This is a genomic window from Actinomycetospora cinnamomea (assembly GCF_003096675.1).
Taxonomy (GTDB): domain Bacteria; phylum Actinomycetota; class Actinomycetes; order Mycobacteriales; family Pseudonocardiaceae; genus Actinomycetospora; species Actinomycetospora cinnamomea.
The window spans coordinates 11784-35641 of sequence record NZ_QEKW01000010.1 but is presented as its reverse complement, the minus strand read 5'-3'; the positions used below and the strand labels follow the sequence as shown (position 1 = coordinate 35641).

The 23858-nt window shown below is 75.5% G+C and carries 21 protein-coding genes and 1 pseudogene; 7 read left to right on the top strand and 15 right to left on the bottom strand.

Annotated elements, in window-relative coordinates; translation table 11 throughout:
- Positions 1-6 precede the first annotated feature (6 nt).
- From tsaE to glmS, 5 genes are all read right to left on the bottom strand, one after another.
- On the bottom strand, positions 7-528 hold the full coding sequence (gene tsaE / locus C8D89_RS18320) for a tRNA (adenosine(37)-N6)-threonylcarbamoyltransferase complex ATPase subunit type 1 TsaE (protein WP_116709574.1): 522 nt from the start codon (positions 526-528) through the stop codon (positions 7-9).
- The gene (locus C8D89_RS18315; protein WP_116709573.1) at positions 525-1721 is read right to left on the bottom strand and encodes an alpha/beta fold hydrolase; all 1197 of its coding nucleotides are present in this window, start codon (positions 1719-1721) and stop codon (positions 525-527) included. Before C8D89_RS18315 ends, tsaE begins: the two co-directional genes overlap by 4 nt.
- Positions 1718-2896: an alanine racemase gene (gene alr / locus C8D89_RS18310; protein WP_116709572.1), complete on the bottom strand. Its 1179-nt coding sequence runs from the start codon at positions 2894-2896 to the stop codon at positions 1718-1720. The genes C8D89_RS18315 and alr overlap by 4 nt, the downstream gene beginning before the upstream one ends.
- Positions 2893-4341, bottom strand: a complete 1449-nt coding sequence (locus C8D89_RS18305) for an NAD(P)H-hydrate dehydratase (RefSeq protein WP_116709571.1) — start codon at positions 4339-4341, stop codon at positions 2893-2895. Before C8D89_RS18305 ends, alr begins: the two co-directional genes overlap by 4 nt.
- A 70-nt stretch (positions 4342-4411) precedes the next feature.
- Positions 4412-6292 (bottom strand): glutamine--fructose-6-phosphate transaminase (isomerizing), encoded by a 1881-nt coding sequence (gene glmS, locus C8D89_RS18300; protein ID WP_116709570.1) that lies wholly within the window; start codon positions 6290-6292, stop codon positions 4412-4414.
- 112 nt (positions 6293-6404) lie between these two features.
- Between glmS and C8D89_RS18295 the strand changes: the two genes are divergently transcribed.
- Positions 6405-7301, top strand: coding sequence for a dienelactone hydrolase family protein (locus tag C8D89_RS18295; protein WP_116709569.1), 897 nt, complete (start codon positions 6405-6407; stop codon positions 7299-7301).
- Here C8D89_RS18295 and C8D89_RS18290 read toward each other — a convergent pair.
- From C8D89_RS18290 to eccCb, 9 genes and pseudogenes are all read right to left on the bottom strand, one after another.
- A complete protein-coding gene (locus C8D89_RS18290; protein ID WP_116709568.1) occupies positions 7258-8028 on the bottom strand; it encodes a hypothetical protein in 771 nt (256 codons plus the stop codon). The genes C8D89_RS18295 and C8D89_RS18290 overlap by 44 nt on opposite strands.
- Positions 8025-8411 carry a hypothetical protein gene (locus C8D89_RS18285; RefSeq protein WP_116709567.1) on the bottom strand — a complete coding sequence of 129 codons (387 nt, stop codon included), beginning with the start codon at positions 8409-8411 and terminating at the stop codon, positions 8025-8027. Before C8D89_RS18285 ends, C8D89_RS18290 begins: the two co-directional genes overlap by 4 nt.
- A gap of 194 nt (positions 8412-8605) precedes the next feature.
- Positions 8606-10000 carry a phosphoglucosamine mutase gene (glmM, locus tag C8D89_RS18280; protein ID WP_116709566.1) on the bottom strand — a complete coding sequence of 465 codons (1395 nt, stop codon included), beginning with the start codon at positions 9998-10000 and terminating at the stop codon, positions 8606-8608.
- Complete coding sequence (gene rpsI, locus C8D89_RS30375) at positions 10000-10476, bottom strand: 30S ribosomal protein S9 (RefSeq protein WP_423717187.1); 477 nt, start codon at positions 10474-10476, stop codon at positions 10000-10002. Before rpsI ends, glmM begins: the two co-directional genes overlap by 1 nt.
- Before the next feature lie 131 nt (positions 10477-10607).
- On the bottom strand, positions 10608-11051 hold the full coding sequence (gene rplM, locus C8D89_RS18270) for a 50S ribosomal protein L13 (RefSeq protein WP_116709565.1): 444 nt from the start codon (positions 11049-11051) through the stop codon (positions 10608-10610).
- A 161-nt stretch (positions 11052-11212) separates the two neighbouring features.
- Positions 11213-11497 (bottom strand): WXG100 family type VII secretion target, encoded by a 285-nt coding sequence (locus C8D89_RS18265; protein ID WP_116709564.1) that lies wholly within the window; start codon positions 11495-11497, stop codon positions 11213-11215.
- A 30-nt stretch (positions 11498-11527) separates the two neighbouring features.
- Positions 11528-11896, bottom strand: coding sequence for a WXG100 family type VII secretion target (locus C8D89_RS18260; protein WP_165825788.1), 369 nt, complete (start codon positions 11894-11896; stop codon positions 11528-11530).
- Positions 11897-12008: 112 nt separating this feature from the next.
- Positions 12009-14129, bottom strand: coding sequence for a type VII secretion-associated protein (locus C8D89_RS18255; RefSeq protein WP_116709562.1), 2121 nt, complete (start codon positions 14127-14129; stop codon positions 12009-12011).
- Positions 14126-16756 (bottom strand): annotated as a pseudogene (gene eccCb, locus C8D89_RS18250) (type VII secretion protein EccCb); the annotation flags it as partial. The gene C8D89_RS18255 and the pseudogene eccCb, both read right to left, overlap by 4 nt.
- Before the next feature lie 4 nt (positions 16757-16760).
- Between eccCb and C8D89_RS18245 the strand changes: the two are divergent.
- Entirely contained in the window at positions 16761-18152 is a 1392-nt protein-coding gene (locus tag C8D89_RS18245; RefSeq protein WP_116709560.1) for a recombinase family protein, read from the top strand.
- Positions 18153-18258: 106 nt separating this feature from the next.
- On the opposite strand, the gene C8D89_RS18240 is transcribed toward C8D89_RS18245, so the two are convergent.
- Positions 18259-18867 carry a helix-turn-helix domain-containing protein gene (locus tag C8D89_RS18240; RefSeq protein ID WP_133251962.1) on the bottom strand — a complete coding sequence of 203 codons (609 nt, stop codon included), beginning with the start codon at positions 18865-18867 and terminating at the stop codon, positions 18259-18261.
- Here C8D89_RS18240 and C8D89_RS31180 point away from each other — a divergent pair.
- The 5 genes from C8D89_RS31180 to C8D89_RS18215 all read left to right on the top strand — a co-directional run bounded on the left by C8D89_RS31180 (position 18821) and on the right by C8D89_RS18215 (position 23693).
- Positions 18821-19138 (top strand): helix-turn-helix transcriptional regulator, encoded by a 318-nt coding sequence (locus C8D89_RS31180; protein WP_423717164.1) that lies wholly within the window; start codon positions 18821-18823, stop codon positions 19136-19138. The two genes, C8D89_RS18240 and C8D89_RS31180, sit on opposite strands and share 47 nt — an antisense overlap.
- A gap of 639 nt (positions 19139-19777) precedes the next feature.
- A complete protein-coding gene (locus tag C8D89_RS18230; protein ID WP_116709558.1) occupies positions 19778-20080 on the top strand; it encodes a hypothetical protein in 303 nt (100 codons plus the stop codon).
- Between the two features lie 270 nt (positions 20081-20350).
- Positions 20351-20551 carry a hypothetical protein gene (locus C8D89_RS18225; RefSeq protein ID WP_116709557.1) on the top strand — a complete coding sequence of 67 codons (201 nt, stop codon included), beginning with the start codon at positions 20351-20353 and terminating at the stop codon, positions 20549-20551.
- 24 nt (positions 20552-20575) lie between these two features.
- A complete protein-coding gene (locus C8D89_RS18220) occupies positions 20576-20944 on the top strand; it encodes a hypothetical protein (RefSeq protein WP_116709556.1) in 369 nt (122 codons plus the stop codon).
- A gap of 256 nt (positions 20945-21200) precedes the next feature.
- On the top strand, positions 21201-23693 hold the full coding sequence (locus C8D89_RS18215) for a bifunctional DNA primase/polymerase (protein WP_165825787.1): 2493 nt from the start codon (positions 21201-21203) through the stop codon (positions 23691-23693).
- Positions 23694-23858 lie beyond the last annotated feature (165 nt).

Below are 23858 nucleotides of genomic sequence, written 5' to 3'. Positions count from 1 at the left end.
GCGACCCTACGGACGCGCCGTGCCCACCAGTCGCGCCGGGCCGCGCAGCAACGCCTCGCGGGCCTCGCTCGCGTCCGACCGGTCCAGCCGGACCAGCAGGTGCTCGGGCGCGAGGTGCTCGGCCACCCCCTCGCCCCACTCGACGACCACCGCGGCGCGGGTGAGATCGGTGTCGAGGTCGAGGTCGTCGAGCTGGGCCGCGACGTCGCGGGGGTCCGGATCGCCCTGCGTGCCCACCCCGAGCCGGTAGGCGTCGACGTGCACCAGGACGACCCCGCGCCCGCCGAGCGGTCCGGGCAGCGGCGGGTGCTCGCGAGCGATGACGAACGTCGGCGACGTGACCGGTCCCTCGACCCCGAGCCCCTCGCCGATGCCCGCCGCGAGGCACGTCTTGCCCGCCCCCAGGGGCCCGGACAGCACGACGAGGTCGCCCGGGGCGAGGCGCGTGCCGATCTCGCGCCCGAGCTCGGCGGTGTCGGCGGCGGTGGGCAGGGCGACGCGGCGCTCGCCGGCCAGATCCGTGCTCATGCGCGCCGCCGCGGTCGGCGCAGGCCGCGGCGGGGGCGGTCCGGCCCCGCCCCGCGGCCCGGGCGCAGGCGACGCAGGACCTGGCTGCGGTGGGTGCAGCGGCGCAGCAGCTCGAGCAGGGCGGCGTCGAACTCCCCGGGCTGCTCGAGCATCGCCATGTGCCCGGCGCCCTCGAGCGGCAGCAGCTCGGCGTGCGGCATCTCCGCGGCGATGAGCTCGGAGTGCTCGTACGGGATCATCCGGTCCAGCGTCCCGCCCGCGACCAGCACCTCGCACTGCGACAGGCCCGCCAGCGCCGCCCGCCGGTCGTGGGTCGACAGGGTGTTCGCGAACGAGGTCAGCGCGTCGAGCGGGGTGGCCGCGATCGTCCGGTCGACGAGGTCGACCAGGGCCGGGTCGGTGTCGCGGTCGCCGAACGACAGCGCCTGCACGAACGCCCAGATGATGTTGCCGGCCACGCGGCGCACCCGGTCGGCGAACGCGGGCTGGGCGTGCGCGATGCGGCCGAGCACGTTGACCGTGGGGTTGCGGTGGGACAGCACCGCCTGCTTGAGCCCACCGGCCATGACGTCGCCCGCCGACGTGCACAGCAGGGACACCCCGACGACGCGCTCGGTGAACAGCTTCGGGTTCCGCTCGGCCAGCGCCATGATCGTCATGCCGCCCATCGAGTGCCCGACCAGCACGATCGGGCCCTCGGGGACGACCGCGCGCAGGACGGCGTCGAGGTCCGCGCCGAGCTGGGCGATGGTGCACGACCGCGCGCTGGCCTGGCCGGAGCGGCCGTGGCGGCGCTGGTCGTAGAGGACGGTGCGCACCGCGGGCTCGGTGAGCTCGGAGAGCATGCGTCGCTGGAAGTGCCAGCACTTGCGGTCGAGCGCGAAGCCGTGGACCAGGACGACGGTCAGCTCGGGCGTCGCCCCCTCGGTGACCGGGTCGACCTCCTCGACCGAGAGCCGCACGCCGTCGTCGGCCGCGACCGACGACTCGCGCCCCGGGGGCAGCAGCCCCAACCGCGACGGGTGGGCCTTCTCCTCCTCGGACAGCCGCGCCCGCTGGCGCAGGATCCGCGACCGGGCCCGTCCGGCGCCGACCGCACCGGCCGCCGCCGCGCCGCCGATGACGGCCCCCGCGACGGCGCCGGCCACCCCGCCCGGCGAGAGGTGGTGGTGGTGCCGGCCGTCCGAGGTCACGGAGAGGTTCCGGCGGTGGTCCGGGTCACGCGCGGACGGCAGCCGACGCCCGTGACCACCTCGTAGTGGATGGTGTCGAGCCAGCGCGCCCACTCGGCGGCGGTGGGCTCCCCCGCGTCGCCGGCACCGAAGAGGACCACCTCGTCGCCGGGCGCGACCGGGGGTACGTCACCGGCGGCGGGCCCGAGGTCGACCACGACCTGGTCCATGCACACGCGGCCCACGACCGGCCGGCGCCGGCCGGCGAGCTGCACCGTCATCATCCCTCCGAGCCGTCGCGGCACCCCGTCGGCGTATCCCGTGGGCACGAGGGCCAGCACCCGGTCGTCCGGCGCCACCCACTCGTGACCGTAGGAGACACCCTCTCCCGCGGCGATGCGTTTGACCAGCGCGACGTGGGTGCGGAACGTCATGACCGGGCGCAGTCCGTGACCGTCGGGGGCGTCGAGCGGGTCGAGGCCGTACACGGCGATGCCGGGGCGGACGAGGTCGAGGTGCAGGTCGGGGCGGGTGAGCGTGGCCGCGGAGTTGGCCAGGTGGCGCCACGGACGCGGCCCGCCGAGACGCTCGGCGGCCGTGCGCCAGGCGCCGTCGAGACGGGTGGCCTGGACGTCGATCGTCGGGTGGGCGGGCGCGTCGGCGTGCGCGAGGTGCGACCAGACGGCCGCGACCTCGACGTCACCCGCGAGGCGGGCGGCCTCCACGGCGTCGAGGAGGTCGCCCCACGCCTCGGGCGGGCAGCCGTTGCGACTGAGCCCCGTGTCGATCTTGAGGTGGACGCGGGCGGGGCGCCCGGCGCGCCCGGCACCCGCGACGACGCCCTCGAGCTCCGCCCGGGACGAGACGCCGAGGTCGACCTCGTCGGCGACCGCCGGGGCGAAGTCCTCGTCGGGAAGGTGCAGCCACGAGAGGACGGGGGCGCGGATGCCGGCGGCGCGCAGCTCCGCGGCCTCCTCGAGCGTGCAGACGCCGAGCCAGGTGGCGCCGCTCGCCAGCGCCGTGCGGGCGACGTCGACCGCGCCGTGGCCGTAGCCGTCGGCCTTGACCACGGCCATCGTCGCCGCGCCGGAGCCGCGCGCGAGCCCCGCGAGCAGGCCGACGTTGTGGGCGAGGGCGTCGAGGTCGACGCGGGCCTCGACGCGGGGCCGCGTCGCCCGCCGGACGGTCGTGGTCACCGGGCCTCCTCCCGCACGGCCCGGATCGCCGCGGGCAGCGCGCGCTGGACCCCGGAGGCGGGGACGGGTGCGCCGTCGGCGCCGATCTCCGCGGCCCGGGCGTGGACGAACGCCGCGCAGCCGGCGGCCCACCAGGGGTCGAGGCCGGCGGCGAGCAGGGCGCCGGCGACGCCGGAGAGCACGTCGCCGGTGCCGGCGGTGGCCAGCCAGGCGCTGCCGGCGGGGTGCACGAGCACGCGCCCGTCCGGGGCGGCGACGACCGTGGCGTTGCCCTTGAGCAGCACCGTCACCCCGAGGTCGGCGGCGGCGCGGCGGGTGGAGCCGACACGGTCGTCGGACAGCTCGGCGACGCGGGCGAACTCACCGGCATGGGGGGTGATCAGGACCGGGGCGCCCGCGGCCTTCTCGCGGAGCTCGGCGTGCTGCCCGAGCAGCGTCACCGCGTCGGCGTCGGCGAGCACCGGCAGCCCCGCGTCGAGCACGTCGGCGAGGGTCTGCGCGCCGGCGTCGTCCGTGCCGAGCCCGGGGCCGACGACCCAGGCCTGCACGCGCCCGGCCTCGCCCACGGTGTCGGTGGCGACGACCTCGGGCCACGCGGCGCGGACCTCGTCGGCGGCGGAGCCCGCGTAGCGGACCATGCCGCTGGTGGCCAGGGCCGCGGCACCGGCCGCGAGCACGGCGGCGCCGGGGTAGGTCGCCGAGCCGGCGGCGACACCCACGACGCCCTGGGTGTACTTGTCGTCGCCGGGCGCGGGGACGGGCCAGCGCGCGCCGACGTCGGGGGCCTCGAGGACGGTGACCGGGGCCGGCGGCAGCTCGGGGCCGAGGCCGATGTCGACCAGGGTCACCGGGCCGCAGCGGGGCGCGGCCAGGACGTGGACCGGCTTGCGGGCGCCGAAGGTCACCGTCGCCGCGGCGTGGACCGACCGCTCGCCGGGCACACCGGTGAGCGGGTCGACCCCGCTGGGGATGTCGACGGCGACGACCGGGACGCCCGCGGTCGCCGCGGCGTCGGCCAGCGTCGCGGCCTCGGGGCGCAGGCCGCCGCTGGCGCCGGTGCCGACGATCGCGTCGAGCACGAGGTCGGCGCGGTCGACAGCGGCGACCCCGTGCTCGACGGCGGTGACGACGCGGCCCTTCTGCTTGCGCAGGGCGGCGAGCCCCGCGGGGTGGGCACGGTCGGGGCTCAGCAGCACGGCGGTGACGGCCACGCCCCGGCGCCGCAGCTCGTAGCCGGCCCAGAGCCCGTCCCCGCCGTTGTTGCCCGCGCCGGTGAGGACGACGACGCGCCGGCCGGTGACCCCGCCCGTGCGGCGGGCGAGCTCGGCCAGCGCCACCTGCGCGACACCTCGGGCCGCGCGGCGCATGAGCGCGCCCTCCGGCGTGCGCGCGAGCACCGGCTCCTCGGCGGCCCGCACCTGCTCGGGCGTCCACACGCCGTACACGTGGGTGGCCTCCTCCGTCGACACGTGCGTGATCTTCTGAGCTATAGCTCAGAAGATCACGCACGTAGGGTTACTCGACCGTGACGGACTTCGCGAGGTTGCGGGGCTTGTCGACGTCGTAGCCGCGGGCGCGGGCGACCTCGGCGGCGAAGACCTGCAGCGGGATGCTCGACACCAGCGGCTGCAGCAGCGTCGACACCGCCGGCACCTCGATGAGGTGCTCGGCGAACGGGCGCACGGTCTCGTCGCCCTCCTCGGCCACCACGATCGTCCGCGCACCGCGCGCCTGGATCTCGCGGATGTTCGAGAGCAGCTTCTGGTGCAGGATCGCCCGGCCCTTGGGCGAGGGCATCACCACCACGACCGGCAGGTCCTGCTCGATCAGGGCGATCGGGCCGTGCTTGAGCTCGCCCGCCGCGAAGCCCTCGGCGTGCATGTACGCGAGCTCCTTGAGCTTCAGCGCGCCCTCGAGGGCCACCGGGAACCCGACGTGCCGGCCGAGGAAGAGCACCGCCTTCGACGGCGCGAGCTCGCGGGCCAGGGCGCGGGTCGGCTCGACGACCGCCTCGAGCACCCGGGCCACCGCGTGCGTGCTGGACTCGAGCTCGGCGTACTCGCGGGCGACCTCGTCGGCGTACTTGGTGCCGAACGTCTGCGCCAGCGCGAGCCCCACGAGGTAGCAGGCGATCACCTGGGCGGTGAACGTCTTGGTCGCCGCGACGCCGACCTCGGGCCCGGCGTGGGTGTAGAGCACCGCGTCGGACTCGCGCGGGATCTGGGCGCCGTTGGTGTTGCAGATCGCCAGCACGCGGGCCTTCTGCTCGCGGGCGTGGCGCACGGCCTCGAGGGTGTCCGCGGTCTCGCCCGACTGGGAGATCGCGACGACCAGCGTGGAGCGGTCGAGCACGGGGTCGCGGTAGCGGAACTCGCTGGCCACCTCGACCTCGACCGGGATGCGGCACCAGTGCTCGATCGCGTACTTCGCCAGCAGCCCCGCGTGGAAGGCGGTGCCGCACGCGACGACGAACACCTTGTCGATGTCGCGCAGCTCCTGGTCGGACAGGCGCTGCTCGTCGAGCACGACCCGGCCGTCGACGAGGTGCCCCCGCAGCGTGTCGGCGAGCGCCGCCGGCTGCTCCTCGATCTCCTTGAGCATGAAGAAGTCGTGACCGCCCTTCTCGGCGGCCGCGATGTCCCAGTCGACGTGGAAGGGACGGGTGCGGGCCGGCTCGCCGAGGAAGTCGGTGACGACGGCGCCGTCCCGGGTCAGCGTCACGATCTGATCCTGGCCGAGCTCGACCGCCTCGCGCGTGTGGTCGATGAACGCCGCGACGTCCGACGCCACGAACATCTCGCCCTCGCCGACGCCGACCACCAGGGGCGACGACCGGCGCGCGGCGACGATCTCGTCGGGCCGGTCGGCGTGGGTGAACACCAGCGTGAACGCGCCCTCGAGCCGGGACACGACGGCGCGCACAGCCGCCGTCAGCCCGTCGGCGCCGTCGCCCGCCTGCGCCTCGACCGCCCGCGCCACGAGGTGGGCCGCGACCTCGGTGTCGGTGTCGCTGGCCAGCTCCACGCCGTCGGCCTCGAGCTCGGCGCGCAGCGCGGCGAAGTTCTCGATGATGCCGTTGTGGACCACGGCGACCTTGCCGGTCACGTCGCGGTGCGGATGGGCGTTGCGGTCGGTCGGCGGCCCGTGGGTGGCCCAGCGGGTGTGGCCCATGCCGGTGGTGCCACCCCCGGCCGCGCCGCCGTCCGTCGAGCCCTCGGGCAGCACGGCCACGAGGTTGTCCAGCGGCCCGGCCGCCCGGTGCACCTCGAGGCCGCCCCGCCCGTCGACCATCGCGACCCCGGCCGAGTCGTACCCGCGGTACTCCAGACGTCGCAGACCGTTGACGAGAACCTCCTGGGCACCGCGCCAGCCGACGTATCCCACGATCCCGCACACGGGCCTCAGGGTAACGACGGCCCGCGCGCGCCCCGTCGACCCGGCGGGCTCGCCCCACCCCGCGCGGGTCACGACGGGCCGTGGCCGCGCCGCTCCGATAGGTTGCCGTGCCATGGCGAGCGTGATCCCCGGGAAGGCGCTGGCGCCGAAGGCCGTCGTCGCAGAGCTGTCGCGGCCCGGCCCGTACGCGGTGCTGCGTGGTGAGCTGGCGCTCGTCGGCCTGCCCGGGGTGGTGTTCACCCCGACGTCGGGGCAGGGCCTGCCCGCCGTCGCGATCGCGCACGACTGGCTGCAGCCCGCGTCGCGCTACCTCGGGCTGCTGCGCCACCTCGCCTCCTGGGGCATCGTCGCCGCGGCCCCCGACACCCAGCGCGGGCCGTTCGGCTCCCACCGCGGCCTCGCCCACGACCTGCGCACCGCGCTCGGCGTCTGCTCCGGCGTGCGCCTGGGCGGCAACTCCCGCGCCCCGGCCGTGAGCGTCGACCCGCGCAAGCTCGCCGTCGCCGGCCACGGGATGGGCGCGGGCGCGGCGGTCCTCGCCGCGGCGGTGCCCGCCGCCGACACGCAGGTGCAGGCGGTCGGCGAGCCGTACTGGGAGGTCGGCCACGGCGTCGACCTGCAGGCCGTCGCCACGATCGCGCTCACCGACACCAAGCCGTCGGCCGTCGACGCGGCGCGGGCCGTGCACCTGCCCGGCATGCACCTCGCGTTCGGCAAGGACCTCGTGTCGCCGCCCGCGGCCGGCGCCGATCTCGTCGCCGACGCCTGGGGCGGCGAGTCGTCCCTGCGCACCCTGAAGAAGGCCACCCACCTCGGCGTGCTCGAGGGCCGGCACTGGACCGACGCCGTGCTCGACGGCAAGGGGGAGCCCTCGACGCGCTCGCTGGTGAAAGCCCTGCTGACCGCGTTCCTGCTGCACCGCCTCGCGGGCGAGACGCGCTACGCCTCGGCGTTCGACGGCGCGATCAAACAGACGGAGGTCCGCTCGCCCCAGGTCCGCTCGACCTGAGCGGGTCACCCCCGCCGGCGGCCAGCCGCTCGCGGACCCGCGCGCCCGCCTCCCGCCCGGCGGCGCGGCTGCGCGACGCCGCCCCCAGGAAGCGGTGCAGCCGCTCCTCGAGGTCGGCGGCGTAGGCCCGCAGCGGCGTCTCCACGCCGGCGTCGACGCGGACCGCGGCCAGCAGCGCGTCCACCTGCGCGGGCGGCAGCCCGCCGACGGGGTCGGCGGGGCGCACGGCGGCGGCGCCGGCCGCGAGGTCGCGCACCGCAGCCGCCACCCGGGCGGCGGCGACCTCGAACACGTCGGCGGTGTCGCCGAGCTCCCCGACCAGCCCGTGCGCCGAGCGCGCCAACGCCGACACCCGCTTCTGCACGGCGTCCGCCGACGGGCCGGCCCACGTGTCCCACAGCGGCCCGAGGTCGTCGGCGGTCTCGACGTGCTGGCGGCGCACGAGCGTGGCGGCCTCCCGCAGGGCCTCGGCCTGGGCGGCGAGCGCCGCGGGGTCGGGCAGCTCCCGGGCCTCGGCGCCCGCCCGGCGCACGGTCTCCGGGTCGGTGTCGGGGCCGGAGGGGACGCCGCGCCAGCGGGGCGGGACCGCCGACCACCGCGGCAGGTGCGCGGTGAGCAGCCCGACGGCGAGGTCGACGGCGCCGAGCAGGGCCGCGCGGGGCGGCCCCGCGAGGTCGACCGGACCGGCCGCGGGGACGAGCCGGAGCGGACGGTCGGGGCGGGTCACCCGACGCCGCGCGGCGCTCCGCGCGGCTCGTCGGTGGCCCCGCCGCCGTCGCGGGCGGGACCGTGGACCGTGTCCGGGCTCCCGGCCGGGGCGTCCTGCGTGCCGGCGGCGAGGAGGTGCTCGGCGAGCGCGTCGACCGCGCCGGCGTGGGCGCGCAGCAGGGCGACCGCCGGGAGCGTCGTGCCCTCCGTCCCGGCGTCGGCGTCACCGCTGAGGCGGTCGGCCAGGCGGTGCAGGTCGCGGGCGCGGCCGGTGACGGCCTCGGCCACCTCGGGGAGGTCCGGGGCACCCGACGGGTCGGCGCCGGTGTCCTCCTCGTCGAGGCCGGCGAGGAGGTCGTCGAGGTGGCGCGCGGGCTCCTGCGCGGGCGGGAACGAGTCCATCCGCGTCCTCCGCGTCTCCCCCGCGCCACGGCGGGATGCACCGATGTCTGCCGCCCCGCACCCCGGGTCGGCGGGACCACCGTCAGGCTAACGCGTGGTGACGCCCCCGTGGGCCCGAACCCCGTCCCGGCCCGCCCGGACAGCGGGTCCCGTCGCCCGGCGGCGCCATCCGGCCACCGCGGTGTGACGGGGCGTCAGCGGACGGTGGAGACGAGCCCCGCGAGGCGGTCGGCGACCTCGCCGGCCACCCGCTGCGTCGGCGCCTCGACCATGACCCGCACCAGCTGTTCGGTGCCCGACGGGCGCAGCAGCACGCGGCCCTTCCCGCCCAGCTCGGCCTCGGCGGCGGCCACGGCGTCGGCCACCTCGGGTGACGCGCCCACGGCCGCCTTGTCCGCGACCGGCACGTTGACCAGCACCTGGGGCAGGCGCGTCATCACCGCGGCGAGGTCGGCCAGCGTCCGGCCGCTCTGCGCCATCCGCGCCATCAGCCGCAGCGCGGTCAGCAGGCCGTCGCCGGTGGTGGCGTGCGCGGGGAGCACGACGTGCCCCGACTGCTCGCCGCCGAGGGAGAAGCCCCCGGCCCGCAGCTCCTCGAGGACGTAGCGGTCGCCGACGGCGGTGGTGCGCAGCGCGATGCCCGCGTCGGCCATCGCGAGGTGCAGCCCGAGGTTGCTCATCACGGTGACCACGAGCGTGGCGTCGGCGAGCTCACCGCGCTCGAGCAGGTCGAGGGCGAGGATCGCGAGGATCTGGTCGCCGTCGACGACGCCACCGTCGGCGGTCACCGCCAGGCAGCGGTCGGCGTCGCCGTCGTGGGCGATGCCCAGGTCCGCGCCGTGCTCGGTGACCGCGGCGACGAGCGCGTCCATGTGCGTCGAGCCCACGCCGTCGTTGATGTTCCAGCCGTCCGGCTCCGCGTGCAGGGCCGTGACGCGGGCGCCGGCCGCGGCGTACGCGCGGGGCGCGGCCGCGGAGGCGGCGCCGTGCGCGCAGTCGACGACGACGTGCAGGCCGCCGAGCGGGGTGGGCGTGGCCGCCGCGAGGTGCGCCGCGTAGCGCTCGAGGGCGTCCGGGACGTCGCGCACCCGGCCGATCCCCCGGCCGGTGGGACGCGCGACCGCGCCGACGGGCGGGTGAGCGGCGGCCTCGCGGACGTGCGCCTCGATCTCGTCCTCGACCGCGTCCGGGAGCTTGTGCCCGCCCGCGGCGAAGAGCTTGATGCCGTTGTCGGGCATCGGGTTGTGCGACGCGGAGATCATGACACCGAGATCGGCGTCCAGCGCGCCGGTCAGGTACGCGACGCCGGGCGTCGGCAGCACGCCGACCCGCAGGACGTCCGCGCCCGCGGCGCTGAGGCCGGCGGTGACGGCCGCCTCGAGCATCTCGCCGCTGGCCCGGGGGTCACGACCCACGACGGCCACCGGCCGCCGGGTCGCGTCGTCCGGCCCGGCGCCCCGCCGACCACCGGCGCGGGCGTGCTCGGCGAGCACGCCCGCGGCCGCCGCGGACACCGCGGTCGCCAGCTCCGGAGAGAGGTCGGCGTTGGCCAGGCCCCTGACACCATCGGTGCCGAAGAGCCTCGCCATCAGCGCTTCGAGTACTGCGGCGCCTTCCGGGCCTTCTTGAGGCCGTACTTCTTGCGCTCCTTGGCCCGCGCGTCACGGGTGAGGAAGCCGGCCTTCTTGAGGCCCGGGCGGTCGTCCGGGTCGACCTCGGTGAGGGCGCGGGCGAGCGCCAGGCGCAGGGCGCCGGCCTGGCCCGACGTGCCGCCGCCGGTGAGGGTGGCGAAGACGTCGAACTGCTCGGTGCGCTCGGTGGTCACCAGCGGCTCGCGGATGAGCTGCTGGTGGACCTTGTTCGGGAAGTACTCCTCGAACGCCTTGTCGTTGCACACGATGCGGCCGCTGCCCGCGACGAGGCGCACGCGGACGACGGCCTCCTTGCGCCGGCCGACGGTCTGGATGGGCCGGTCGATGGAGGCGAACACCGGGGCGACCGGGGCCTCACCGAAGACGTCGGTGTCGGCGTCCGCATCCGCGTCGGTGTCGGCGTCGGCGCCCAGGTCGTCGGCGCCCAGGTCGTCGGTGGCGGCGGTCGGCGTGCCGCCGACGGCGCCCTCGGGCAGGTCCGCAGCCTCGGCGAGCGTCTGCGCGGCGTCCTCGGCAGGCAGGTCGGGCTGGTCGTCGGGGCTGGTCACTGGCTCACCTGTCGGATCTCGTACGGCACCGGCTTCTGCGCGGCGTGGGGGTGCTCGGGCCCCGCGTAGACCTTGAGCTTGCTGCCCATCGCCCGGCCCAGACGGTTCTTCGGGAGCATGCCCTTGACCGCCTTCTCCACCAGCCGCGCGGGGAAGCGCTCGAGCTCCTCGCCCACCGTGCGGGCCTTGAGGCCGCCCGGGTAGCCGCTGTGGCGGTACACCATGCGGTCGTCGCGCTTGCCGCCGGTGAGGGCCACCTTCTCCGCGTTCACGATGATCACGAAGTCACCCGTGTCGACGTGCGGCGCGTACGTGGGCTTGTGCTTGCCCCGCAGCAGCTGGGCGCTCTGGCTGGCCAGGCGACCGAGCACGATGTCGGACGCGTCGATGACGTGCCAGGCGCGATCGATGTCGCCGGGCTTCGGACTGAACGTGCGCACGGAAGCTACCTCGTCACGGACGGCTGGGCGGTCGGCTCGGGGCCGGGTGTGGTCGAGCGGGCGCGGGACGTGCACCGCGCAACGATCGTCCAGAGTACGCGTCCCCTCGCGGGGGACGCCGACCGCCCCCTGCCGGGGTGGACGGGAGCGCGGTGCGGCGCTCAGGTGAACATGTTGCGCACCGCGCCCTCGGTCTGCTGGAAGTTGGCGTTGACCGTGCCGGTCTGGGTCCCGATCTGCGCGAGGAGGGCCTTCATGTCCTCCCACGACGTCCGGATCTGCTGCTGACGCTGCCGGTAGAAGTCGCCGGCGCCGCCGTCCCAGACCTGGAGCTGGGCGATGGCGCCGTCGAGGTCGGCCAGCTGCTGCTCGATGGCCGAGGCGCCCCGGGCGATGCTGGCCTGGGCTCCCTCGATCTCGCCGAACGACACCCGGATCTCGCTCATGGTGGCTCCGTTCTCGGTGCTGTGGGTGGGTCAGAGGTACTGGCCGAGGCCGCCACCGGCGGGTGCCGTCCCGCCCGTCGGGCCGGCCCCGCCGCCGGCCCCGCCGAGGCGGTTGATCGCCTGGCGGTTCTCCTCGTCCGAGGCCGCGTAGTGGCGCCCGCCCTCGGCCACCTTGGTGGCGATGTCGTCCAGCGCGGTGTTGATGCGCGCCGCGTCCTCGTTCCACCGGGTCATCACCTGCTGGAAGGCGACGGACGCCTGGCCGCGCCAGGTGCCCGCCAGTGGCGCGAGCTGCGACTGCAGGGACCGCATCTGGCCCTGCATGGACTGCTGGATGTCCTGGATGCGCTGCCCGGCGGCGATCATCGTGTCGGTCTGGGTGCCGAACTGTCCGGCCATCGTCGCTCTCCTCTCCTGTCGGGGGCCGATCGCCCCGTGTCCTGCGGACGGATCGAGCATGACGACCGCTCCGGGGCCGTGGTGGCCGTTTCGGGGAATCCGGACCCGCGGGTCAGCCGGCGGGCTCGAGCGTCCCCACGACCTGCGCGCACGCGGCGAGCACGCGACGGGTGTCGGCGTCGTCGGTGGCGTGGCGGCAGCCGACGCTGACCATCGACGGCGGCGAGAGCACGACGAACCAGTCGACGCGCACGCCGGGTGCGGGGTCCTGCCGGTAGCGCGCCACCTGGCGCTCGCCGAAGCGCGCGACCGGCTCGTAGCCCGACACCGGGTCGCCCGCGGCCCGTGCGGCCTCGTACCGGGCGGCGAGCTGGGCCCGCGCCCGCTCGGGGTCCTCGGCCGCCGCGGCGTCCAGGGGGTTCTCCTGGACGGCGAGGAGGTCGGTCCCCCGCGGCGCGCCCGCGGGGCGCAGCAGGACCCGGCGCGCGGTGGCGTCGCCGCCGGCGGCGACCCAGCCGACCGGGGCGACGAAGACCTGGCCGCCCACGCCGGTGGGAGTGCCGGTGGGGCCGCCGAGGGCGCGGACCCCGAGCACCACGCCGGTGACCAGCGCGAGCACGACGAGGACCGCGGCGACGACCGCGCCGACGCCCACCCCGCGCCGGGGTGACGCGGGGGGACGCGGGCGCCGCGCCGGGAGCCGGTGGGGGTCACCGGCCACGCGGACCGGCGCCCCCGGCGCCGTGGCGTCCTCGCCGCGCGGCGCGGGGCCGGCGGGGCCGGGCGAGGTCGGCGTCACCCAGGCCGTGTCGTCGTGGGGCGGGCCGAGGTCGTCGGTCGGCTCCGGGTCGGGCGCCGGGGGCCGGGGAGCTGCGCGCTCGGCCGGGGGGAGCTCCACCGTGGGCGGGTCGAGCAAGGGGCCCGGGTGCGGCGGGAGCCATCCCGGGGCCGGGTCCCGGACGGCGGAGGGCGCGGCGGTGGCGGTGGCGGTGGCTCTGGCGGTGGCGGTGGCGGTGGCGGTGGCGGCCCAGGAGGCCACCCTGGGCGCGCGCGCCGCCCCGCCCCGCCGCGACGCCTCGTCCTCGCGGGCGACCACCAGCGCCCCGCGGGCGACGACCAGGCGCGGCTCGGGCGCCACAGTGGCCGGCACGCCCAGCTCGCGGTGCACGAGGCCAGCGAGCAGCGGCATCCGCGCCCCGCCACCGGTCAGCCACACCCCGTCGAGGTGCTCGGGCCCGGTGCCGGCGTCGGCGAGGGTCTCGGCGAGCAGGTCGACCACCCCGCGCAGCGCCGGGCGCAGGACGTCGGTCAGCTCGCCGCGCGAGAGCCACGCGGCCGTCGTGCGCCCGGGCAGCGGGACCGCGGCCTGCTCGGCGTCCGACAGCGTCTCCTTGGCCGCGCGCACGTCGTCGAGCAGGACCTGGCGATGGCGGCGGTCGGCCAGCGTCGTGGCGGCGACGACCTCGCGGACCCGGTCGGCCTCCCGCCGGACCTCGGGGTCCGCCGGATCCCCCGCGGGAGCGTCCTCGTCCAGTGTCGACAGCAGGTGCCCGAGCAGGAGCTCGTCGGCGTCGTCCCCGCCGAAGCGGTCGTCGGCGCGGCGGGCGAGGACCCGGGCACCGCCACAGCGCTGCGCCGACGGGGCCAGCACCGTCGCCGCCGCGCCCCGCGCGCCGAGGTCGAGGACGGCGAGCGGCGCGGGCCGGGTCCCACCGGCCCCCCGCGGACGCATCCAGGCGGCGTGGGCGGCGGCCGCGACCGGCTCGGCGAGCAGGGTGAGCTCCGCGGCGAGCCCCGACCCGGCCCGTCGCAACACCTCGCGACGCCCGGCGTCCCAGCCGGCGGGGTGGGTGAGCACGAGGTGGCGCGGGCGGCCCCCGCGCAGCAGCGGGCCGGCGCGGGCGAGCACCCCGGCGAGCACGGCTCCCCACGCCTCGGCCACGCCCACGGCGCGGGTGCCCAGCAGGAGGTCGGCCTCGTCCACCCGCAGCCGCGGCGTCGGCTCGTAGCGCGACGGGTCGGCGGGCGCGCGCCGGCGGGCCGCGGCGCCGGTGACGAGCGCGGACCCGTCGGCCGGGACGAACACCGCCGCGAGGTCGAGGGGCACGTCGACCGGCTCGACGGACTCCGTCGGGGTGCGGCCGTCGGCGAGGTCGCCCGCGGGCGCGACGTCGACCGCCGCCGCCACCGTGGTCACCCCGAGGTCGACGGCGATCGCGGGGCCGTCGCTCACGGGCCGCCGTCCGGGGGACCGCCCGGCGGGTCGCGGCGCGCGGGCTCGGTGATCGGCGGGTCGGGCGCGCGCCAGCCGACCTGGACGAGGCGCTCGCCGTGGCGCCGCCCGACCAGCCACCCGCGGCCCGGCGGCTGGGGTCCGGGCCGGACCGTGCCCAGCAGCACGCCCTCGTCGCGGCTGCCGCTCATGACGATGCCCGGCGAGGACAGCTCGCGCAGGCGCGCCAGCACCGGCTCGAAGACCGCCCGGCCCGCCCCGCCGGTGCGTCGGGCGACGACGAGGTGCAGGCCGACGTCGCGCGCCTGGGGCAGCAGGTCGAGAAGCGCGGTCACCGGGTTGGTGGAGCTCCCGGCGACGAGGTCGTAGTCGTCGACGAGCACGAACACCTCCGGGCCCGTCCACCACGACCGCGCGCGCAGCTGGTCGGCCGTGACGTCCGGGCCGGGCAGGCGGCGCTGCAGCGACTCGGCGAGCTCGCCCATCGCCTGCGTCGCCGCGGCCGACGACGAGGTGTAGGAGATGAGGTGGTCGCCGGCGACGGCCCCGAGCAGCGAGCGTCGGTAGTCGACGATCACCAGCCGGGCCTGCTCGGGTCGGTACCGGGCCACGATCTGGTGCGCCAGCGCCCGCAGCAGCGCGGTCTTGCCGCCCTCGGCGTCGGCGTAGCAGAGGAAGTGCGGGTCGGCGGCCACGTCGAGCAGCACCGGCTCCAGCCGCTCCTCCGACAGGCCCAGCGGCAGCAGGTGCGGCGCGCCCTCGTCGGGCCCGGGCAGCGCCTCGACGTCGACGCGGTCGGGCAGCAGCCGGACCCGCGGCGCCCCCGGCCCGCCCCACGCCGCGGCGACACGGGCGACGAGCTCGCCGGTGGCGCGGCCCAGGTCGGCGACGTCGGCGACCCCGTCGAGCCGCGGCAGCGCGGTGAGCACGTGCAGCTTGTCCCGGGACAGCCCGCGCCCCGGCCGCCCGGCCGGCACCACGGCGGCGACGCGGCGGTCGACCTCGGACTCCGACGGGTCGCCGAGGCGCAGCTCGAACCGCGTCCCGAGGAGGTCCTTGAGCGCCGGGCGCAGCTCGGCCCACCGGCTGGCCGCGATGACGACGTGCACGCCGTAGGACAGCCCGCCCGTCGCCAGCGAGATCACCGTCTGTTCGAGCTGCTCGTGCTCGGAGCGGAAGGCGTGCCAGCCGTCGACGACGAGGAAGACGTCACCCGGGAGGTCGCTGCCGCCCGCGCCGGGCGGGAGGTCGCCGCGGAGGCGGAGGAGATGGTCGAGCTCCGCTCCGCTCCGTCTCCTGCGGGCCCGCAGGTCGGCCATCGACTCGACGCCGGCCTCGCGGAACCACCGCTCGCGCGCGGCGAGCAGGGCGGCGACCTCGGCCACGGTGCGGCGGACCAGGTCGGGCTCGCCGCGTCCGGCGACGCTACCGACGTGCGGGAGCCCGGCGAGCCCGGCGAGGGTGCCGCCGCCGAGGTCGACCGCGTAGAACTGCACCTCGGCCGGGGTGTGGGTCAGCGCCGCGGCGGCGATGAGCGTGCGCAGCAGCGTCGACTTGCCCGACTGCGGGCCGCCCGCGACCACGACGTGCCCCGCGGCGCCGGCGAGCTCGGCCCACAGCACGTCGCGGCGCTGGTCGTAGGGCCGGTCGACGATCCCCACGGGCACTGCGAGCCGCCCGTTGGCGGGGAAGCCGGGTGCGGTCAGCCCGCGGTCCGGGGTCTCGGACAGCGGCGGGAGGAGGGCGTCCAGCGTGGCCGGGTCGCTGAGCGGCGGCAGCCACACCTCGTGCGCCGGCGGGCCCTGGCCGCGGAGCCGTTCGACGACGACGTCGAGCACCGACGGCGCCCCGCCGGTCCGGGGCCGGGACGGCCCGTGCGGGCCGATCACCGCGGGCGGCCCGGGGAGACCGGCCCCGTCGCCGTCGTACCCGTCGGCCTCGAGCACCGTCCGTGCGCCCCCGGATGGTCGAGCTCCGCTGCGCTCCGTCTCCGCGGGCTCCACCCACGCCGCCGTGAACGGGCGCGGGCGCACCTCGCGGGGCCGCGGCGAGGGGTCGGGCGCGACCCGTTCGGCCGTCCGGTGCGGCCCGGACACGTAGCCGGCCTTGAACCGGACCATCGTCGAGGACTCGGTCTTGAGGTAGCCGGAGCCGGGCACCGGCGGCAGCTCGGCGGCGTCGGGCACCCCGAGCACGGCGCGGGAGTCCGACGCCGAGAAGGTCTTGAGCCCGATCCGGTACGACAGGTGCGAATCGAGCCCCCGCAGCCGGCCCTCCTCGAGGCGCTGCGAGGCCAGCAGCAGGTGGATCTGCAGCGACCGTCCGAGGCGTCCGATGGCGACGAACAGCTCGGCGAAGTCCGGCTTCTGGCTCAGCAGCTCGGAGAACTCGTCGACGACGACGAACAGCGTCGGCAGCGGCTCGAGGGGCGCGCCGTTCTCCCGGGCGCGCTCGTACTCGCCGACGTTCGCGAGGTTGCCCGCGGCGCGCAGCATCTCCTGGCGGCGCTGCATCTCCCCGGCGAGCGCGTCCTGCATCCGGTCGACGAGGCCGAGGTCGTCGGCCAGGTTCGTGATCACCGCGGCGACGTGCGGGGCGCCGGCGAGTCCTGCGAACGTCCATGAACCATGCATGTTGCGCTACGCTGCCGCCATGCGGGCTGTTATCTATGTGCGGATCAGCCGGGACGCGACCGGCGAGGGGTTGGGCGTCGAGCGCCAGCGACGCGAGTGCGCCGCCCTCGCCGCCGCCCGCGAGTGGACCCTCATAGACACAATCGTCGAGAACGACGTCTCCGCCACGAAGGGCGGCCGCCCCGGGTTCGCGCGACTCCTGGGACTGATTGACGCCTGCGCGGTCGACGTCGTGGTGGTTTGGGCCGCCGACCGCCTCGTGCGCCGACTCGTCGACCTCGAGGACGTCATCGCTCGCTGCGAACGCTCGGGGGTCAAGCTGGCCACGGTCAGCGGCGACCTCGACCTGTCCACCGACCAGGGCCGGCTGGTGGCGCGCATCCTCGCGTCAGTGGCTCGCGGCGAGGTCGAGCGCAAGTCCGCGCGCCAGAAGGCCGCCTACGCGCAGCTCGCGGAGCGCGGTCTGCCCCACCACGGGGGCCGGACTCGACCGTTCGGCTACCTCGATGACCGGGTCACCCCTCACCCGCAGGAAGCGCCCGCGGTTGTTGAGGCCTACTCGTTGATTCTGGCCGGAGGCGCGCTCGGAGAGGTCGGGCGGCGGTGGCGGTCGCTGGGCACGCACCCGGCGCTGTGGCGGTCGTCCTCGTCGGTGGCTCGGGCGCTGTGCTCGCCGCGGTATGCCGGGTTCCGGGAGCACAACGGCGAGGTCGCCGGCCCCGCCGCATGGCAAGGCCTCGTGGCGGAGGAGACCTGGCGGGCCGTGCGTGACATCCTCACCGACCCCAGTCGCGCCCGCCCCCCGCATGCCCGCCGGTCGCTGCTCGGCGGCCTCGCCACCTGCGCGGTCTGTGGTGGGCCGATCGAAGGCAACCCGCGACACGGGCAGCCGGGGTACCGCTGCGCCGAGGGCCACCACATCCACCGTCGCGCGGCCGGAGTCGACGACTACGTGACCAGCATCGTGCTGGAGCGACTGTCCCGGAACGACGCCCGCGACCTCCTCGGCGCACACGACCGTGCCGACGTGGCCGCGCTCAGCACCAAAGCAACGGCCCTACGGACCCGCCTCGAAGTGCTGGCCACCGAATTCGCTGACGGGACACTGACCAGCGCGCAGCTCCGCGCCGCCACCGAGCGACTGCGCACCAAGCTGGCCGACGTCGAGCAGCAGATCGCCGACGCCGGCCAGACGAGTGCCCTGACCCCGCTGGTGACCGCGCAGGATGTCCGCGCCGTGTGGGACGAGCTCCCGCTCAGCCAGCAGCGCGCCGTCATCGACACCCTGATGACCGTTACGCTGCAGCGCTCGGGTCGCGGAGCCCGCCGCTTCACCCCCGACACCGTCGAGATCGAGTGGAAATCGGGACCCGTGACCAGCAGCTTGTGAGTCGGCTCGCGCCGCATGGTCGGCGCGGGGGCCCACCGGCTGCGCGAACGTGGCCAGGGAGATGTCCCGCCCGAGGCACCGCCTCGGCAATCCGGGTCTTCTCGCCTCATTGGCCGACCGCAGAGAGGGCCGAGGTGACGTCGGGATCGAGGACGGGGGGCACCCATCCATGGGCGGTCATCTCCCGGCGCACGGCCGCGAGCGCCTCGAGGGTCGCCGCCGCGGCGTCGGGGTTGTGGTGGGCGTGCCGGGCCCAATCGCGGACGTGACGGTCGTGGCGCCGGTACACCGCGAGGACCCCGTCATCGGGGTAGCGCTGCACGCTGGGTATCGCTGTCTCGTCGGCCCGCTGGCTCAGGACGGACACGCCGAGCTCGCCGGTGAACAGTCGGTAGGCGTCCCAGCCGTCACCCTGGCTGGCCCCCGGGACGGGTTCGACACGTTCCCCCGTACCCACCGGGAAGAGCAGCAGAGCGGGTGGAACCGCGAGCGCCGCGGCGAACACCAGTAGCTCGGCGACGCCGACGTAGGCGCGACGCCCAACCTCGATGTTGGCGATCACTTGGTACTCGACCCGGTACCCCAGCTGCTCGCAACGATCCGCGAGCTGACGCGCGGTAATCCCCCGCTGCGCCCGCCAGTACTTGAGCTGGCGCCCGATCTGTGCGGTGAGTCGCTGGGGCCACGGCATCTCTCGCTCAGCAGTACTTGCCACACAAGCAAGTATAGCCCCCCCGCTTGCAGAGGCAAGCCACGCCGTGCATGCTGCTGCTGTGGCAATCCTGTCGGCGAGAAGCGCGACACAGGCAGAATTCCCGCTCCTGACCGAGCGGGAGGTGGCGCGTCGACTCGCGGTCAGTCTGGACACGGTCCGGCGTCTACGGAGTCGCGGGAGTGGGCCGCGCGCCGTGCGGGTGGGCGCACGCGCCGTTCGCTACCGCCCGCAGGATGTCGACGCCTGGCTGCGCAGCCGCAGCGGTGCGTGATGGCACGGGTGACGGCGTCCCCGACCCCGCGGCAACCTCGGGGTCCGGAACAGGTCGAGGACTACATCCGGCGGGTCGTCGACGAGGCCCCGCCCTTGACCCCGGAGCAGCGCGACCGGCTCGCGGTCCTACTTCGGTCTGCCAACGAAGCGCACGGGAAGCCCCACGACCGGGAAAGGGCACAACCTCGCCCGGAACCCGCTCTGCTCCGCCGCCTGGCCGCGCTCGACGTCGAGGTTTCACCATGAAAGCGGGCGCGCCGATGCCGCCGACGACGCCTACGGCCCGAAAGGTCGCGGACTCGGAGGGGCGGCAACACGATCCCGCCTCTTCCCGCGGGCCCTCCCGCCGCAATCACGCCGATCGCGAACCCTCGTGCGAGCGGTGTTCCCACCACGTCGCGGCCCGACTCGAAGAGCGCATCCGCCGAGTCGTGGCCGCCGCCCCGCCCCTGACCCGGGAGCAGCGCGACCGGCTCGCGGTCCTACTGCGGGCCACGCCCACCGGCCGGGACGTCGCGTGCGACCGCCCCATACGCGCGGGGCCCGGGATGCAGCGCGGCAGAAGTACGACGCCAACCCTGCACCGCCAGAAGAAGGAAATGCGCGCGATGAAACATGCGAGCGAAAGGAAAGGCCAATGATCAGCCCCGACAAGACCGACGAGCAGATCGAACAGGAGGCCCGTGACGTCGCCAAGGAAGTGGTGGGGTTGACGGACGGCCTGGCCGAGCTCTACTGCAGATACAGGTGGGACGGCGACGACTACCCCAGATTCGGTGCCGCGCTGGCCCGCGCCCTCGGCTCAACCGATTTCCTCGAAGAACCGGTTCACGAGCACAAGCTCAACGAGCTCATGGTCGCCGCCGCCGATGCGTACCGGATCTTGTATAACCGTATCGAGGACGCCCGCGACGAGGAGCGGTATCGGCGCATGAGCTGACCGACCATCCGCATCAGATACGTCAAGGACGGCCCCCAAGAGGGCAAGAAAAGCCCCGATGGTCGGCTAGGTCACCTACTAGCCGCCGGAGTCCGAGCCCGCGGAGCCCGAGCCGAAGAAGGCCAGGAGAGCGCCGGCGCCGGGATCTCAAACGACAAGCCCCGGACTGATCCACCTCAGCCCCACCCGCCCAGCAGGCAGGCAGGCACCGAGGTTCGAGCCGTCGGCGGGGCGCGCCCCGCAACGAATTCAACTCTCGAGGAGATACCCATGTCCATGCGAACCTACGACGTCCCCGAAACCCCCAAAGAATGGTATCCGCAGACCGCCGAGGACGCCGGTCCGGCCTACGCCCGAGGCGACGCCGTCGACGTCATCCAGCGGGCCGAGCGGGTCGCCAAAGAGGCCGACAACCTGCGCGCCTTTCTCATCGACCACGCCCGGCACGTGCCGGAGGAGCTCGACCAGTAGGCGATCGACACTGTCATCGGCGCGGTGACTGCCCGCCTCGACACCGTGGCCACCATTGGTGCCGAGGTCATCGCCACGCTGCGCTCGCAGCCCGTGAGCAACCCCGCGCTCCCGCCAAAGTCGATGCAGCTCGAGGCCACCGGGGAGCAGCAGCCCGTCCTGCTCGGCATCGCCGACCGTGGCGTCGACCTCGACAAGAAGTCGGACGAGCTGCTCGTGTTCGCCCAGGACCACTTCCCGGTCCTCCTGGGCCTCAGCCTGGCGCAGCTGGGCGACTTCTGCGAGGAGACGGGCGCCCGGCTCGAGATGGTCCGCAGAAATTGCGGCGAGGTGCAAGACATCATCGGCGACGCGGTCCAGCAGGCGCGCCGAAACGAACTGCACCGCAAGTAGCACGACTTAGCCCAGGCCTTCGCGGCGCCCCGGTGCGAGCGCGGGGGCAGGGCGCGCGGCCCCGACCGCCGGCCAGCCGGACACTTTCACAGCCATCACCTAGAGGCGGCCACGTCGCTGACCCCGGACCGGCCGCATCGAACCTACACGCACGGGGCCACTTATGGGACGAGCGACAGCGCGGGGCGAGGGCGGGGGCAGCCCCGACGCGCGTGGAGTTGGTCTGTGGGCACCACGACCGCCCGAGGGTTCGAGCTTGAGCAGCCTCAGAAGGGATGGCCCGGTAGCCATTCCGGACGAGGTCGCTAACGCCGACATCGGCACCCTGGGTATTGCCCTCGCGCTAGCGGCCGCGGGCCACAAGGTCCTGCCGGTCCGGGCAGGGACGAAGAATCCCGGCAGCGTGGTGGGCGCGGGCTACCCGGCCAAGGCATCCGGCGACCCGCACCAGCTCGCCGAGTGGTTCGCCGGCACCGACCACGGGGCGGCGCTGCTCACCGGGGCCAGGGATCTCGTCGTCATCGACGTGGACAACCCGAAGGCCTTCGCAGAAGGCGCCCCGGCGCTGGCGGTGGCGGTGCTCGGCAGTCTGGCGGCGCCGTTCCAGTCGACGCGGCGCAGCGTGCCGGGACGGGGCCATTACGTCTTCACCGCGCCCCCGGGACGCCGCTTCGGGCTCTCGGCCGGGGCCCTGCCCGGCTGCGACGTCCGCGCCGGCAACGGCGTGATTATGGTCGCGGGTCGGCATCCCGACCCGGACGGCTGGTACCGCTGGCAACGCACCGGGCCCATCCCCGAGCTGCCCGCGGCGGTCGCCGCGGTGTTGCCCGACGCGGGCGAGACGGCCGAGGCGTCCAGCGCCGCCGCGGTGGCCGCGTTCTGCGCCGAGCACACCACCCCGGCCCGCAGCCCGGGTGGATTTGCGGCCGTAGTGCGAGGCTTCCAGCGGGAGGTCGCCGCTGGGGGCTCCCGGCACACGGCGGCCGTCACCGCGTGCTGCTGGGCGGCGCGGGAGGCCCTGGCCGACGCCTACCCGGCCGCGGACGCCTTCGCCGCGCTCGCCGAGGTGTTCGTGGCGGCGATGGCCGACGGTGCAGGCGGCAGCCGCCGGGTTCTCGATGCCGCGGGCGCCCGCGCCGAACACGCCGGGATCGTGCAGTGGGCGGTGGCCCAGGCGCTCGAGGTGGCCCGCGACGCCTGCATCGCGCGCCTCCAGCGCCATGACGGCAAACCCAGCCCCGCCGAGTTGTTCGCCGGCGTGTGGACCGGCACGAGTCCGTCGCGGACGCGGCCGGAGATCGCGCAAGCCGGGGGCGGCGTCGCCGCGACGCCACCATCTGGGGCCGACCCGGGCAGCGACGACGGCGAGGGCGCGAGCGTGGTGGAGACGGCCGGGCGAGGAGAGAGCGGCGCTGCCGTGCCGCGGGGCCTGGACGAGTCGTTCTGGAGCGCCCGACCGGTCCTGGCCAACATTCGGCAGGCGGCCCATGCCCGCAACCGCAGCGCCGAGGTGGTCCTGCTGTCCGTCCTCGCCCGCCTGGCCTCGCTGCAGCACCACGAGACTCGGGTCGACACTGGTCTCGGCCCGGCGAGCCTGAACATGATGGTGTGCGCGGTCGGGCCGTCCGGCGCCGGGAAAACCAGCGGGATCGCCATCGCCCGCGACCTCATCGAGGCTCCGGTCGAGATTCACGGGCTGCGCGGCGATGGCTACCGCGACGGTATTCCACTCGGCTCCGGGGAGGGCCTGCCGGAGCTGTACATGGGCATGACGGCCGAGAGGCATCCGACCGCGACAAACGAGGACGGCTCCCCGAAGCTGGTCAAGCGCCGCGGCCAGGTTCGATTCAACGTCTTCGCCCACGTCGATGAGGGCGAGCAGATGTTCCGGCTCGCGGAGCGGTCCGGGTCCACGCTGATGCCCACACTTCGCTCCGCCTGGGTCGCGGAGACGATCGGGCAGGCCAATGCCAGCGAGGAAACCACCCGAATCATCCCCGCGGGCAGGTACAGCCTCGGGCTCGTCGTCGGGCTCCAGCCCACCAAAGCTGGGCCGTTGTTCGACGATGCGGCCGGTGGGACACCCCAGCGGTTCCTGTTCGCGTCAACCTCGGACCCAACCATCCCCAAGGACGTGGTGGAGTTCCCGGGCTTGATCACCTCGATGCTCCCGCCGTGCTCCCAGACGATCACGATGGACGACACGATCCGAGCGCGGCTGCGGGCCGAGGACCGCGCGGTGAACACCGGCGAGCTGGTCCGCGCCGACCTCAACGCCCACCAACCCCTGCACCTGGTCAAGGTGTCCGCGCTACTGGCCCTGCTGGACGGCCGCGCCCACGTCACCGAGGAGGACTGGGGCCTCGCCCGGCAGGTCTGGGAAAGCTCGTGCCAGGTCCGGGAGACCGTGCTCGCCGAGGTGAAACACGCGGCGGCCCAGGAGCACGCCCGGCACGCCCACCGCAAGGTCGTCGAGCAACGCCTGATCCGCGAGGACGAGATCAGCGCCCGAGACGCCCGGCTGGCCAAGATTGAGGCCGCGGCCACGGTCACAGTCGCTCGGCGGGTTTGGAAGCACGGCGGCTGCAGGAGGCGGGACCTCGACAGGGCCACCTCGTCCCGGTACCGGGCCGAGTACGGGAGCGAGCTGACCGAGGTGGCCATCGAACGGGCGATCGAGCGCGGGTTCATCGACCCGAAGGGCGACGACGGGTACGTGCCCGGGGCAGTCCGCCCCGAGGGGGCGTGATGTCCGACGACCTGCACGTCAGTGTCGGACGCCTGTCGGACGAAAGCGTCCGACGCTCTCCCCCGCCCACCAACCCACCGCGCGAGTCGAGAAACACCCTCCCTCTCACTCTCCGTGTAGCTACAGCCCTCGTCGTGCGCGCTCGGTGAGCATTTCCGGGTCGGA